The organism is Klebsiella sp. KP20-425-1 (assembly GCF_025813515.1).
In the GTDB taxonomy this organism is placed as follows: domain Bacteria; phylum Pseudomonadota; class Gammaproteobacteria; order Enterobacterales; family Enterobacteriaceae; genus Klebsiella; species Klebsiella pneumoniae.
In genome coordinates this window covers 2,671,865-2,684,941 of sequence record NZ_CP109614.1, presented here as the reverse complement: position 1 = coordinate 2,684,941, position 13,077 = coordinate 2,671,865, and the positions used below count along the sequence as shown (strand labels likewise).

Below are 13,077 nucleotides of genomic sequence, written 5' to 3'. Positions count from 1 at the left end.
CCCCCACGGATTAAAAGCAACGCAATGAGACCTCGTACTGCCAGCGCGTTTGGCTCAGGAGCCACTGCGGCAGCACGCTGGGGGTCCAGGAGTCATCGCCTCCCACCCCCATATGCAGGCCGTCGAGGGTGATCCACACGCCGTCTTCGGCCTGCATCTTGTGCCAGTGGTCGGTCTCCATCAGCTGACGGGTGCTCCATGGCTGAACGGAGAAGTGGAAATGACCGCTGATGTGCCAGCGCCCCCAGTCCAGCGCCTGGGTATCACAGCGCAGGCCGTTTTCCGTCGGGAAGATGTAGGGGGTGGTCATCGCCGCCAGCGGCTGCTCCCAGCGGGCGAAGCAGGCGCTGCTCCGCCGGTCGGGGTAGTTCTCATGCGGCCCCAGACCCAGCCAGCTCACCGGCGCCTGCCGATCCGCCACCTGGAAGTGCAGCCCGACCCGCGGCAGCGGCGGCAGGGTTTCCGCCCGTTCGCCGTCCACTGCCAACCGCAGGGTTCCGTCAGCAGTGAAGTGCATGCGCCAGTGGCTGACAATCACTACCTCTTCGCCGCGCAGGTAGTGCCAGCGGCAGTCGACGAGGGTTTCATTTGCCAGGCGCTGCGCATCGCACTGGACGCAGTGCGCCTCAAGATCGTACAGGCCGGCGCTTCTCCAGCGCTCCACCCAGGCGTTGGGGTCGATACGCTCTACTTCGCTGACCCCGATGTCGTTGTCGAGCGGCGCGCGAATAAACTGGTCACGCAGGGGAGTCAACAGCTGCTCCTGACCGCCAACCGACCAGCGGCTCAGCAGACCCGTCCGGCGATCGATGGTCCAGCATTGCGAACCGGCGCGGATCTGCCAGACCTCATCGCTGACGATAAGATCCGGAGCGCCGGCAGACACGGTGGGCGCCGGCAGCGCCAGCGGGGCGGGCAGGGGAAACTGTTGCCAGGCGACGCGGTGCTCCGCTTCTGACCAGGCGGTCGCCTGGGGCTGGGTCACCTCCAGCGTCAGCCACACCGCGCGGGCGCCTTCAGGCAGGATCAGGCTATCGAGCAGCGTTATCTCGTCGCTGCCCTCAGGGGGCAGCGCCAGGGTCAGGTCGCCGTGATACAGGGGTTCACCGGCCGCCTGCACCTGCCAGCGCAGCACTTCGTTATCGGTTGGGCGGAACAGGTATTCGCTGATGATGCGCACCCGCAGCGGCGAGGTCGACAGCAGCGTGAACTGAAAATACTGCTGGGCGTGCTTCGCCTCCACCAGCGACGGATGCGGCGTGCGATCGGGAAACACCAGACCGTTCATACAGAACTGGCGATCGTTAGGCTTATCACCAAAGTCGCCGCCATAGGCCCAGCCGACGCTGCCGTCGGCAAAGGTTTTGCGGATCGCCTGGTCGGCCCAGTCCCAGATAAACCCGCCCTGCAGCCGCGGATACTCGCGAAAGGCCTGCCAGTAATCGGCGAAGTTGCCGAGGCTGTTGCCCATCGCGTGGGCGTACTCGCAAAGGATCAGCGGCCTCTGCTCACCGGGCAGGCTGATCCATTTTTTGATCCCCCATTTGGGGACCGCCGGGATCGGCTGGTCGCGTTCGACGCGGGCGTACATCGGACAGATAATATCGGTGGCGGTAGTATCCGCGCCGCCGCCCTCGTACTGCACCGGACGGCTCGGATCGTTGCGTTTCAGCCAGTGGTACAGCGCTTCGTGGTTGCCGCCGCCGCCGGACTCGTTGCCCAGCGACCAGATGATAATGCACGGATGGTTGCGGTTGCTCTGTACCATCCGGGTGACGCGGGCGCTGAAGGCTGGCAGCCACGCCGGATCGTCGGACAGCCGATTCATCGGCACCATGCCGTGGGTTTCAATATTGGCTTCATCGACCACGTACAGACCGTAGCGGTTGCACAGCTCATACCAGCGCGGCGCGTTGGGATAGTGCGAGCAGCGCACGGCGTTAAAGTTGTTCTGCTTCATCAACAGAATGTCCTGCACCATATCCGCCTCGGTGACCACCTGCCCGCGCAAATGATGATGCTCATGGCGGTTAACGCCGCGGATCAGCAGCGGTTTACCGTTGAGACGCAGCAGGCCATCGGCAATCTCGATGCGGCGAAAACCGATGTCCCACGCTTCGGCCTCCAGCAGTTCGTCGCCGCGCCACAGGGTGACCACGGCGCGATAACAGTTCGGGGTTTCCGCGCTCCAGTGCGCCGGCGTCGCCACCGCCAGGGAGAAATCGACCCGTTCCGCGTAGTGGCCGCGCTCATCCACCGTCGGGGTACCTAACGGCTGCCGCCCGGCGGCGATCTGCTCCTCGCCGCGCCACAGGCTAACCCCGACGCTGAGCCCGGCAAGCGCCGCCTCAGTCGCTTCGACGGTCGCCTGGACCTGCAGAGTGCCGTCGCGATAGAGGGCGTCAAGGGCTGGCGTCAACTGCACGTCGCATAGCCGTTGCTGCGGCTTATTCAGCAGCCATACCGAGCGGAAAATACCGCTCATCCGCCACATATCCTGGTCTTCCAGCCAGCTGCCGGCGCTCCAGCGCATGACCATCACGCACAGGCGGTTGTCGCCCGGACGCAGAAAGGGGCTGAGATCGAACGCCGCCGGCAGGCGACTGTCCTGCGAATAGCCGACCCACACGCCATTGCACCACAGATGAAACGCCGAGTTGACGCCATCGAAAATAATCTGCGTTTGCCCGTTCTCGCGCCATGTGTCCTCAACCGTAAAGTGCAGGGAGTAGCAGCCGGTCGGGTTATCCTCCGGCACCCGCGGTGGGGTGGTGTCGATGGGATAGCGGACGTTGGTGTAGATCGGCGCGTCATAGCCCTCCATCTGCCAGTTGGAAGGCACAGGCGTGCCGCGGCAGTCCGGTAGATCCTGCGTCAACCACTGCGCATCGACGGCAAACGGGCTACGGGCGTAAGAGAACTGCCACTCGCCGTCCAGTTGACGGCGGCGGGATGAAGGTAGGTTATCGCGGGCGGCAAGCTCATCGCGCCAGCTGGCGAAAACGGGATGCGCTGGCAGGCGGTTAAGGTGGGTAATGGTCTGGTTCTGCCAGTCTTCACGGGCGAGGACGGCGTGAAAGTCAGGAATGTGGCTGCGGCCGGTATCGCTAATTTGCATATTAAACCCCGGTAAGTCAGAAATTGTCGTTCGCTAAACAGGATGGTTAACGTTATCGGGCAATTTGTTTTGTCCAGCAATCTCGGGGGAATCGAAATTAACAGACGATCACGAAAGCGGGGGCGAAGCGCTGTTTTTTGTCGCGCGTTAAACATAAAATGTTAGCGCACGACATTGTTATTGCTGAGGAGAAAAGATGCCGCGTCGTACCGCAACCCTGGAGGATGTCGCCCGCGCCGCGGGCGTGTCCCAGCAGACGGTCTCCCGGGTGCTGAACCGTCCTGAGGTGGTGTCAGCCCGCACCCGCGAGCAGGTGATCCGCGCGATGCAGGCGCTGCACTATGTGCCTAACCGCTCGGCGCAGCTGCTTGCCGGCAAAGCGGCGCCCTCCATCGGGCTGATTACCGCCTCGCTGACGCTGCACGCCCCCTCGCAGATCGCCGCCGCGATAAAGAGCCATGCCAGCCTGCATCAGCTGGAAGTGGCGATAGCGATGCCGGCGCAGGCTGATTTTGTCGCGCTGCAGGCCCGGCTGGACGAGCTGCGCGCCCAGCATATTCGCGGGGTGATCGTCAGTCTGCCGCTGGAGAGCGCCACTGCCGAGCGGCTGGTGCAAGACAATCCGGATATGGCCTGCCTGTTTCTCGATGTCTCCCCGGAGGCCGATGTCTGCTGCGTGCGCTTCGACCACCGCGACGGCTGCGGGGCCTGCGTGCGCCACCTGTGGGAGCTGGGGCATCGCGAATTTGGTCTGCTGGCGGGACCGGAAAGTTCGGTTTCCGCCCGTCTGCGTCTCGCCAGCTGGCGCGAGGCGTTGCACAGTCTGAATATTGCCCGCTCTACTACGGTGTTTGGCGACTGGAGCGCCGCCAGCGGTTGGCAGAAAACTTTCGAGCTCCTCCACCTGCAGCCGCGGATCAGCGCCATAGTGGTGGCAAACGATCAGATGGCGCTCGGCGTGCTCAGCGCGCTGGCCCAGCTCAATCGCAGCGGCAGCCAGGCGGTATCGGTGACCGGCTACGATGACACCGCCGACAGCCTTTACTTCCAGCCGCCGCTCACCACGGTGGCGCAGGACTTCGATCTGTTGGGCAAAAGGGCGGTGGAGCGGCTGATTGCCCTGATGGCGGCCCCGCAGCTGCGGATCCGCGAGCTGCTGCCGACCCGGCTCATCGTGCGCCAGTCGGCCTGGCCTGTCGCCGCCGCGGAGGACCGGCAGCAGACCCTGGCGCAGCTGAAAGCGCTGGTGGAGAAGCTTTAGCTGCTGGTCGTTGAGGCTTTATTGAAGTTGAGCATGCTAACTTCGGCAGCAAACGTAGAGAGGTAAAGCTTATCTGTCTGCGAAAAATGCAAAACACAATCTATCCATGCAAGCATTGATTTACCGCCAGTCATATGGCGGTTTTTTTTTTGCCCCTTCCACCCTGTACCGACTGCTTCAGTCCGGCTTTCCATCTGGCATATCCTGCCGCGGCATGCTAGATCTTGCTTCCGGGAGACGACGGGAGACAAGGTCATGATGGTGATTGAGGGTAAAGAGGCGATCGTGCGGGTGGACTGGCAGCGAGTGCGAACGATCATCGCCGAGGCCGGGCTGAATGAGCGTGATGTTCAGCAACTGGAGCAGGCGTTCCGCCAGAGCACCTTCTGCTGGTTTGGCTATGAGAACGGTCAGCTGATTGCCGTGGCGCGAGCCATCAGCGACTGCACCTGGAGCAGCTATCTGGCGGATGTGGCGATCGTCCCCGCTCGTCAGGGACAGGGCTACGGGCAACAGCTGATGCTGGCCATCCGGGAGCAACTCCTGCCCTTTGGCAAAATATTTATCTATGCGGTGGCCGATAAAATTACGTTTTATCAGCGCTTTGGCTTTGCCATGTTGACTACCGGCATGGTCTGCGCCAGCGAGGAAGGCATGCAGAAAATGCAGGAGCAGGGCTATATCCGTCAGCCCTGAAAGGTGACGCTTAGAAACGCCTGGCTTAAACGTGTAAACCAGGCGCAGGCTGTCAGAGGGGGCGTTCGAGCACGAAAAGATACGCTTCCCGCGACCAGAACAGGGCGGTACGGCGGCGCTCCACCGACATGGTTTTCACTTCCCATCCCTCACGGGTATAGCTGCTGAGAAACTGGCTCATTTTGTCAGGGTCGGCCTTGGCTTCGCCAAAAAACAGACTGCCCAGCAGCCCCTCTTTATAGATCACTACCCGACACTCTTTCTTCATCATCGACCCTCCTGGCGACCGGTTTACTGTGGCCGTCTATTGTCCGTGGCTGCGACGATTTTGCAATCGGAGAAGGCGTAAACTGTTTACGGTACTGCAGCGGGCTGAGCGCGAAGTGCTGGCGAAAATGGTGGCGCAGGGTGCCGGCGCTGGCAAACCCGCAGCGCTCAGCGATCTGATCGATGCCCATCGTGCTCTCCGTCAGGTGCTGGCGGGCGCGCAGCAGTCGTTCCTCCAGCAGCCAGCGGGCGGGCGTTTTACCGGTGGCCTCCTCAAAGCGGCGCAAAAAGGTGCGCGTCCCCATGCCGGCGCGCTGGGCGAGGGAAGCGACGGTATGGCTGGCGGCAAGATGCTGGTGCAGATAGTCAAACAGCTGACCGAGGCGCAGGCTCTCCCGGCTGCGGGCTACCGGGCGCAGGACCTGCTGCGCCTGACCGCCGTCGCGATGGGGAGAGACGACCAGGCGGCGGGCGACGACGTTGGCGGCTTCGCTGCCGAAATCTTCACGCACCAGATGCAGACAAAGGTCGATCCCCGCCGCACTGCCGGCGGAAGTCATCAGCAAAGCATCGCCCACGTAAAGGACGTCCTCCACCACCTGGATCTGCGGAAAACGGGACTGCAGCGCCGCGGTGTAGCGCCAGTGGGTTGTCGCCTGGCGGCCATTGAGCAGCCCGGCGGCGGCGAGAACGAACACCCCGGAACAGATAGAAATAATCCGACATCCGCGGGCGTGGGCGGAAGCCAGCGCGGCGCACAGCGCCTCGGGGACCGGGGCGTCGACGCCGCGCCAGCCGGGGACCACGATCGTATCCGCCTGGGCGAGAAGTTCAGGACCGCCGTCGGTCATCAGGCGGATGCCGCCGGTAGCGCACAGCGGCCCTTCATCGACGGCGGCGACGGCGAACTGGTACCAGTTGTCGCCCATTTCCGGGCGCGGCAGGCCGAAGATCTCCACGGCTACGCCAAACTCAAAGGTGCACAGGCCATCGTAGGCGAGGGCGATCACCTGATGACGTGACGGTGTCACAGAAGGGGTTGTCAGAATGTTAGCGTTTTCTGTCATGGTTGCCGGCAGATCAGGGTGATGGGCGTCAGTAAAGTAGTGTTATCACAGACAAGGAGAAGACGCCATGAGTGTAGTAACCCAATTTACCCCCGCCACCTCCGCTGAGGCTATCCGCTGGTTCAGCCATAAGCTGCATCTTGAGACCGACTGCGCCGATGTGCACAGCGCCCAGCGTGCCGGCGAGGTCGACTTCGTCCTGCTGCACGTGGTCGGCAGTGAGGAAGCCTTCGCCAGACGTCACCTGCCAGGCGCGCAGCATCTCCCGCACAGCCAGATCACCGCCGAGCGAATGGCCGCCTGGCCGGCGGATACCCTCTTTGTGGTCTACTGCGCCGGGCCGCACTGCAACGGCGCTGACGTTGCCGCGCTGAAGCTGGCTGAGCTCGGGCGGCCGGTGAAAATGATGCTCGGCGGACTCACCGGCTGGGAAGATGAGGGCTATGCGTTTGTTTCCGGTAAATGAAATTTTTTCATGTACCATGAAATATTCTCGTTTGCGGCCCACCACTCTGCATGCCAGTATCTGGACATATAGCCATCCAGAAGTCTAAAAATTCAAATAATGAACTATCACGGTGGGCAACTAACGCGCCCACCGCTAAGGAGACAGCATGCAACGTCAACAGGCCCCGTTCCGCGCAGACATCGTCGGCAGTTTTTTGCGCCCGGACAGCATTAAACAGGCGCGTCAGCAGCTGGCTGAGGGGATTATCGACGCCGCTCAGCTACGCGAGATTGAGAATAACGCGATCCGTCATCTGGTTCAGCAGCAATGCGACTGCGGCCTGCATGTGGTCACCGACGGTGAGTTTCGTCGCGCATGGTGGCATTTCGATTTCTTCGATGGCCTGCAGGGCGTTGAACGTTACGATGCCGAGCAGGGGATCCAGTTCAACGGCGTGCAGACCAAAGCGCACGGCGTTCGCGTCACCGGCAAGCTGGCGTTTGGCGACCACCCGATGCTGGAGGATTTCCGCTATCTGAAAAGCATCAGCGGCGACGCGCAGCCGAAGATGACCATTCCCAGCCCGAGCGTGCTGCACTTCCGCGGCGGGCGGAAAGATATCGATGCCACGGTCTACCCGGATCTTAGCGACTACTTCGACGATTTGGCCACCACCTGGCGCGACGCCATCCGCGCGTTTTATGACGCCGGCTGCCGCTATCTGCAGCTGGACGATACCGTGTGGGCCTATCTGTGCTCCGATGCCCAGCGCCAGCAGGTACGCGAGCGCGGCGAGGATCCGGATGCGCTGGCGCGTATTTATGCCCGGGTGCTGAACCAGGCGCTGGAGGGTAAGCCGGCCGATCTGACGGTGGGCCTGCACGTCTGCCGGGGTAACTTCCGTTCAACCTGGATCTCGGAAGGCGGTTACGAGCCGGTTGCCGAGGTGTTGTTTGGCGGCGTTAATGTCGATGCCTTATTCCTGGAGTACGACAACGACCGCTCCGGGGATTTCGCGCCGCTGCGCTTTATTCGTCCCGGCCACCAGCAGGTGGTCCTCGGGCTGATCACCACCAAAAACGGCGAGCTGGAGAATCCGCAAGGGGTAAAAGCGCGTCTCGCCGAGGCCGCGCAGTACGTGCCGCTCGAGCAGATCTGCCTCAGCCCGCAGTGCGGTTTCGCCTCCACTGAAGAGGGGAATGCCCTCAGCGAAGACCAGCAATGGCAAAAGGTCCGTCTGGTGACCTCCATCGCCGCCGACGTCTGGTAATTGCTTTCTTAGCGCAGCGTTGCACCGTGATGAGGCAACGCTGCCATCCTCTTCGCCACTATCGCCCACCTGCGCCGCATCCTGCTGTTTTCACAACCTGGCACCTTTTTTGCCTTATCACCTCTGGTTAGCTGTTAATTCTTTATTTTTTGCGCTACTCAGGAGTGAATCATGCAACGTAGAACGTTATTAAAAGCTTTTGCACTCTCCGCCTCTGTTATGGCTATGGGTCTCTCCTTTCAGGCCTATGCCGCCGACACCATCAAAGTCGGGATCATGCATTCGCTCTCCGGGACGATGGCGATTTCCGAAACGCCGCTGAAAGACGTCGCGCTGATGGCCATCGACGACATCAACGCCAAAGGCGGGGTGCTGGGCAAGAAACTGGAGCCGGTGGTGGTCGACCCGGCCTCCAACTGGCCGCTGTTTGCCGAGAAGGCGCGCCAGCTGCTGGCCCAGGATAAAGTGGCGGTGGTGTTTGGCTGCTGGACGTCGGTCTCGCGTAAATCGGTCCTGCCGGTGTTTGAGGAACTGAACGGCCTGCTGTTCTACCCGGTGCAGTACGAAGGGGAAGAGATGTCCCCCAACGTCTTCTATACCGGCGCGGCGCCTAACCAGCAGGCTATCCCGGCGGTGGAATACCTGCTGAGCGAGGACGGCGGCGGCGCTAAACGTTTCTTTCTGCTGGGGACGGACTACGTCTATCCGCGCACCACCAACAAGATCCTCCGCGCCTTTCTGCATGCCAAAGGGATCCAGGACAAAGATATCGAGGAGGTCTACACCCCGTTCGGCTACAGCGATTACCAGACCATCGTCGCCAATATCAAAAAATTCGCCGCCGGTGGCAAAACGGCAGTGGTCTCCACCATCAATGGCGATTCCAACGTACCGTTCTACAAAGAGCTGGCTAACCAGGGTCTGAAAGCGACCGATGTACCGGTGGTGGCCTTCTCGGTGGGGGAAGAGGAGCTGCGCGGCATCGATACCAAACCGCTGGTCGGCAACCTCGCGGCATGGAACTACTTTGAATCCGTCGATAATCCGACCAACAAAGCCTTCGTCGCCGATTATCGCGCGTATGCCAAAGCGCACAAGCTGCCGAATGCCGATACGGTGGTGACCAACGATCCGATGGAAGCGACCTGGGTGGGCCTGCATATGTGGGCGCAGGCGGTGACCAAAGCGGGCACCACCGATGTTAACAAAGTACGCGAGGCGATGGCCGGGCAGACCTTCAAAGCGCCGTCCGGATTTACCCTGACCATGGATGCCACCAACCACCATCTGCATAAGCCGGTGATGATCGGTGAAATTGAAGGCAACGGCCAGTTCAACGTGGTCTGGCAGACCGATGAGCCCGTCCGCGCGCAGCCGTGGAGCCCGTGGATCCCCGGTAATGATAAGAAACCTGACCATCCGGTGAAAACCGTCAGCCAGTAAGCGCCACGGCCGACGGGGCGGGAGCGTCGCGCCCGTCGGCCGCTGACCAGAGGAGAACGACATGAACGCATTGCGTCTCATGAGTGTGTTGGCGCTACTGCTGACCTTGCTGCCATGGCGGGCGCAGGCCGCGGAGGCGGACGACTTCGTTGCCGCCAGTCGCAGCCAGCAGGCGCAGCTGTTGACCCAGTGGGCGGCAGCGCCGCAGGCGGATCGTCTGCCGCTGCTGCGGGCGTTGACCACCGAGAGCCTGGTGATGGACGACGGAAAACATGCTTTCCGCACCCGACAGGGCGGATTACAGCCATTGGGCGCTGTCGCCGCGCCGCAGGGCGAAACCCGGCCGGTCCGTCTGACCAACCGGCTGCGCAATCTGGCTGCCGGCGCGCTGGCCAGCCACCTTATTTTAAGTGACAACGTCACGGAGAGAGCTTCCGCCGCACGAACGCTACAGCGGGAAGCGACTCCGGCCATGGCCGCGCTGCTGCAACAGCGGCTGCAGGCGGAAACCGATGATAATGTGCGGGGTCTGCTGGAGGTGGCGCTGGCGCGCCTGCAGCTCACTCAGCCTGAGGCCAGCGCGCGGCTGGCCGCCGTGACGATGCTCGGCCATTCCGCGGATCCGGAAACCCAGGCGCTGCTGATCCCCTTTACCGATGCCCAGCATGAGCCGGATGCGGCGGTGCGCGAGGCGGCCAGCGATAGCCTGCAAAAGATCAAACATCGTCTGCTGCTCGGCGATCTGCTGGGCCAGGCCTTTATGGGGCTGTCGCTGGGCTCGGTGCTGCTGCTGGCCGCGCTGGGGCTGGCGATCACCTATGGCCTGCTGGGGGTGATTAACATGGCCCATGGCGAGATGTTAATGATCGGCGCCTACAGCTGCTGGCTGGTACAGCAGGCGCTGGCGCAGCTCGCGCCGCAATGGCTGGCCTTTTATCCGCTGGTCGCGCTGCCGGTGGCGTTTCTGGTGACCGCCGGGATCGGCATGGCGCTGGAGCGCACCATTATTCGTCATCTGTATGGTCGGCCGCTGGAAACGCTGCTCGCCACCTGGGGGATCAGCCTGATGCTTATCCAGCTGGTGAGGATGTTGTTTGGCGCGCAGAACGTGGAGGTGGCAAACCCGGCCTGGCTCTCCGGCGGCGTGCAGGTCCTGCCGAACCTGATCCTGCCGTGGAACCGGCTGGCGGTACTGGCGTTCGTCCTGCTGGTGCTGTGCTTTACCTGGCTCATCCTGAACCGCACCCGTCTGGGGATGAACGTCCGCGCCGTGACGCAGAACCGGGCGATGGCCGCCTGCTGCGGCGTGCCTACCGGGCGGGTGGATATGCTGGCCTTTGGCCTCGGCTCCGGTATTGCCGGGCTGGGCGGCGTGGCGCTGTCGCAGCTTGGCAACGTCGGGCCTGAACTGGGTCAGGGATACATCATCGACTCGTTTCTGGTGGTGGTGCTGGGCGGCGTCGGCCAGCTGGCCGGCAGCGTGGCGGCGGCCTTTGGGCTGGGCATTTTCAACAAAATTCTCGAACCGCAAATGGGCGCGGTGCTGGGCAAGATCCTGATCCTGGTGATGATTATTCTGTTTATTCAGAAACGACCGCAGGGTCTGTTCGCGCTGAAAGGGAGGGTTATCGACTAATGAGCCAACCAATCACCTTAACGCTGGCGCAGCGCGCGCCGCGGCCTCTGCGCTGGCTGGGGATCCTGCTGGTGCTGGGGCTGCTGAGTATGCCATTCCTGGCGCTGCTGCCGGCCTCCCATCCGCTGGCGGTGCCGAGCTGGCTGCTGACGCTGAGCGGCAAAATCCTCTGCTACGCCATTGTGGCGGTGGCGCTGGATCTGGTCTGGGGCTATGCGGGCATGCTGTCGCTGGGGCACGGGATCTTCTTTGCCCTCGGCGGGTACGCCATGGGGATGTACCTGATGCGCCAGGCGGCGGGCGACGGTCTGCCGGCGTTTATGTCTTTTCTCTCCTGGAGCGAGCTGCCCTGGTTCTGGTGGGGCACGCAGCATTTCGCCTGGGCGATGGCGCTGGTGGTGCTGGTTCCCGGTCTGCTGGCCCTGGTTTTCGGCTGGTTTGCCTTTCGCTCGAAGATCAAAGGGGTCTATTTCTCGATCATGACCCAGGCCCTGACCTATGCCGGTATGCTGCTGTTCTTTCGCAACGAGACCGGGTTTGGCGGGAATAACGGCTTCACCGGTTTTACCACGCTGCTGGGCTTTCCTGTCACCGCCACCGGCACCCGCGCCAGCCTGTTTATGGCCACGGTTTTGCTGCTGTTGCTGACCCTGTGGCTGGGCTCGGCGCTGGCGCAGAGTAAGTTTGGCCGGATCCTCACCGCGGTGCGTGACGCCGAAAACCGGCTGATGTTCTGCGGGTACGACCCGCGCGGCTTCAAGCTGCTGGTGTGGACGCTGTCGGCGGTGCTCTGCGGTCTGGCGGGGGCGTTATATGTCCCGCAGGTGGGGATCATCAACCCCAGCGAAATGTCGCCGACCAACTCCATCGAGGCCGCCATCTGGGTGGCGCTCGGCGGGCGCGGCACCCTGATTGGCCCGGTGCTTGGCGCCGGATTGGTCAACGGTGCGAAAAGCATTTTCACCGTGGCGATGCCAGAGTACTGGCAGCTGTTTCTCGGCCTCATCTTCATCATTGTGACCCTGTTTTTACCCCGCGGGGTGATGGGCCTGCTGCGTCGAGGAGACCGCTAATGCAACCGGATGAAGGACTATTTACCCGCCAGCTGCCCGGCGATCGCTTTCGCGAACAAACCGATCCGGTGCTGCAGCTGGAGAACATCAACGTCAGCTTTGACGGTTTCCGGGCGCTGACGGATCTGTCGCTGGCGATAGGCGTCGGCGAACTGCGCTGTGTGATCGGCCCCAACGGGGCGGGCAAGACCACCCTGATGGACGTGATCACCGGCAAGACCCGGCCGCAAAGCGGCAAAGCGCTCTATGACCAGTCGGTGGATCTGACCACTCTTGACCCGGTGGCCATCGCCCGCCAGGGCATCGGGCGCAAGTTTCAGAAGCCGACGGTCTTCGAAGCGCTGACGGTGGCGGAAAATCTCGCCCTGGCGATGAAGGGGGATAAATCGGTGTGGGCCAGCCTGCGCGCCCGGATAAGCAGCGAACAGGACGATCGGCTGAATGAGGTGCTGCGCCTGTTGCGTCTTGACGGCGAGCGCTACCGCCAGGCCGGTCTGTTGTCCCATGGTCAGAAACAGTTTCTTGAGATCGGCATGCTGCTGGTGCAGGAGCCGCATCTGCTGCTGCTTGATGAGCCGGCGGCCGGCATGACCGATGCGGAAACGGAGTATACGGCGGAGCTGTTTCGTACCCTGGCTGGACAGCACTCCCTGATGGTGGTGGAGCACGACATGGGATTTGTCGAGACCATCGCCGACCGGGTGACGGTCCTGCATCAGGGCCAGGTGCTGGCGGAGGGATCGCTGCGGGAGGTACAGGCCAATGAGCAGGTCATTGAAGTTTATCTGGGACGTTAAG

Annotated in this window: 12 protein-coding genes; 8 read left to right on the top strand and 4 right to left on the bottom strand. The window is 62.4% G+C overall.

Annotated features, from left to right (window positions below; genetic code table 11):
- Positions 1–10: 10 nt before the first annotated feature.
- Positions 11–3,118, bottom strand: a complete 3,108-nt coding sequence (locus tag OHJ17_RS13255; RefSeq protein ID WP_032433071.1) for a beta-galactosidase — start codon at positions 3,116–3,118, stop codon at positions 11–13.
- Between the two features lie 196 nt (positions 3,119–3,314).
- Between OHJ17_RS13255 and OHJ17_RS13250 the strand changes: the two genes are divergently transcribed.
- A complete protein-coding gene (locus OHJ17_RS13250; protein WP_004183956.1) occupies positions 3,315–4,379 on the top strand; it encodes a LacI family DNA-binding transcriptional regulator in 1,065 nt (354 codons plus the stop codon).
- Here the strand turns inward: OHJ17_RS13250 and OHJ17_RS13245 are convergent.
- Positions 4,376–4,573 (bottom strand): hypothetical protein, encoded by a 198-nt coding sequence (locus tag OHJ17_RS13245; protein ID WP_002904137.1) that lies wholly within the window; start codon positions 4,571–4,573, stop codon positions 4,376–4,378. The two genes, OHJ17_RS13250 and OHJ17_RS13245, sit on opposite strands and share 4 nt — an antisense overlap.
- Before the next feature lie 61 nt (positions 4,574–4,634).
- Here OHJ17_RS13245 and OHJ17_RS13240 point away from each other — a divergent pair, with 61 nt between their 5' ends.
- On the top strand, positions 4,635–5,075 hold the full coding sequence (locus OHJ17_RS13240; RefSeq protein ID WP_002904139.1) for a GNAT family N-acetyltransferase: 441 nt from the start codon (positions 4,635–4,637) through the stop codon (positions 5,073–5,075).
- A gap of 52 nt (positions 5,076–5,127) precedes the next feature.
- Here the strand turns inward: OHJ17_RS13240 and OHJ17_RS13235 are convergent, their stop codons facing one another.
- Together OHJ17_RS13235 and ftrA are read right to left on the bottom strand one after the other, a co-directional pair.
- Positions 5,128–5,343 carry a DUF4177 domain-containing protein gene (locus OHJ17_RS13235; protein ID WP_004205985.1) on the bottom strand — a complete coding sequence of 72 codons (216 nt, stop codon included), beginning with the start codon at positions 5,341–5,343 and terminating at the stop codon, positions 5,128–5,130.
- Positions 5,312–6,409, bottom strand: a complete 1,098-nt coding sequence (gene ftrA / locus OHJ17_RS13230; RefSeq protein ID WP_004198831.1) for a transcriptional regulator FtrA — start codon at positions 6,407–6,409, stop codon at positions 5,312–5,314. The genes OHJ17_RS13235 and ftrA overlap by 32 nt, the downstream gene beginning before the upstream one ends.
- 67 nt (positions 6,410–6,476) lie before the next feature.
- Here ftrA and OHJ17_RS13225 point away from each other — a divergent pair, with 67 nt between their 5' ends.
- The 6 genes from OHJ17_RS13225 (at position 6,477) to urtD (ending at position 13,076) form a co-directional block, all read left to right on the top strand.
- Positions 6,477–6,875, top strand: coding sequence for a rhodanese-like domain-containing protein (locus OHJ17_RS13225; RefSeq protein WP_004214783.1), 399 nt, complete (start codon positions 6,477–6,479; stop codon positions 6,873–6,875).
- A 148-nt stretch (positions 6,876–7,023) separates the two neighbouring features.
- Positions 7,024–8,127: a cobalamin-independent methionine synthase II family protein gene (locus OHJ17_RS13220; protein ID WP_032433074.1), complete on the top strand. Its 1,104-nt coding sequence runs from the start codon at positions 7,024–7,026 to the stop codon at positions 8,125–8,127.
- A 171-nt stretch (positions 8,128–8,298) separates the two neighbouring features.
- Positions 8,299–9,570 (top strand): urea ABC transporter substrate-binding protein, encoded by a 1,272-nt coding sequence (urtA, locus tag OHJ17_RS13215; protein WP_023282557.1) that lies wholly within the window; start codon positions 8,299–8,301, stop codon positions 9,568–9,570.
- A gap of 61 nt (positions 9,571–9,631) precedes the next feature.
- Positions 9,632–11,206, top strand: a complete 1,575-nt coding sequence (urtB, locus tag OHJ17_RS13210) for an urea ABC transporter permease subunit UrtB (RefSeq protein ID WP_032433076.1) — start codon at positions 9,632–9,634, stop codon at positions 11,204–11,206.
- Positions 11,206–12,279 carry an urea ABC transporter permease subunit UrtC gene (gene urtC, locus OHJ17_RS13205; protein WP_004176247.1) on the top strand — a complete coding sequence of 358 codons (1,074 nt, stop codon included), beginning with the start codon at positions 11,206–11,208 and terminating at the stop codon, positions 12,277–12,279. The genes urtB and urtC overlap by 1 nt, the downstream gene beginning before the upstream one ends.
- Positions 12,279–13,076 (top strand): urea ABC transporter ATP-binding protein UrtD, encoded by a 798-nt coding sequence (gene urtD, locus OHJ17_RS13200; protein WP_004148342.1) that lies wholly within the window; start codon positions 12,279–12,281, stop codon positions 13,074–13,076. Before urtC ends, urtD begins: the two co-directional genes overlap by 1 nt.
- Position 13,077 lies beyond the last annotated feature (1 nt).

Excerpts from the sequence above, each read along its gene's own strand:
- OHJ17_RS13255 (WP_032433071.1), bottom strand. The coding sequence starts at position 3,118 with ATGCAAATTAGCGATACCGGCCGCAGCCACATTCCTGACTTTCACGCC.
- OHJ17_RS13250 (WP_004183956.1), top strand. The coding sequence starts at position 3,315 with ATGCCGCGTCGTACCGCAACCCTGGAGGATGTCGCCCGCGCCGCGGGC.
- OHJ17_RS13245 (WP_002904137.1), bottom strand. The coding sequence starts at position 4,573 with ATGGAAAGCCGGACTGAAGCAGTCGGTACAGGGTGGAAGGGGCAAAAA.
- OHJ17_RS13240 (WP_002904139.1), top strand. The coding sequence starts at position 4,635 with ATGATGGTGATTGAGGGTAAAGAGGCGATCGTGCGGGTGGACTGGCAG.
- OHJ17_RS13235 (WP_004205985.1), bottom strand. The coding sequence starts at position 5,343 with ATGAAGAAAGAGTGTCGGGTAGTGATCTATAAAGAGGGGCTGCTGGGC.
- ftrA (WP_004198831.1), bottom strand. The coding sequence starts at position 6,409 with ATGACAGAAAACGCTAACATTCTGACAACCCCTTCTGTGACACCGTCA.
- OHJ17_RS13225 (WP_004214783.1), top strand. The coding sequence starts at position 6,477 with ATGAGTGTAGTAACCCAATTTACCCCCGCCACCTCCGCTGAGGCTATC.
- OHJ17_RS13220 (WP_032433074.1), top strand. The coding sequence starts at position 7,024 with ATGCAACGTCAACAGGCCCCGTTCCGCGCAGACATCGTCGGCAGTTTT.
- urtA (WP_023282557.1), top strand. The coding sequence starts at position 8,299 with ATGCAACGTAGAACGTTATTAAAAGCTTTTGCACTCTCCGCCTCTGTT.
- urtB (WP_032433076.1), top strand. The coding sequence starts at position 9,632 with ATGAACGCATTGCGTCTCATGAGTGTGTTGGCGCTACTGCTGACCTTG.
- urtC (WP_004176247.1), top strand. The coding sequence starts at position 11,206 with ATGAGCCAACCAATCACCTTAACGCTGGCGCAGCGCGCGCCGCGGCCT.
- urtD (WP_004148342.1), top strand. The coding sequence starts at position 12,279 with ATGCAACCGGATGAAGGACTATTTACCCGCCAGCTGCCCGGCGATCGC.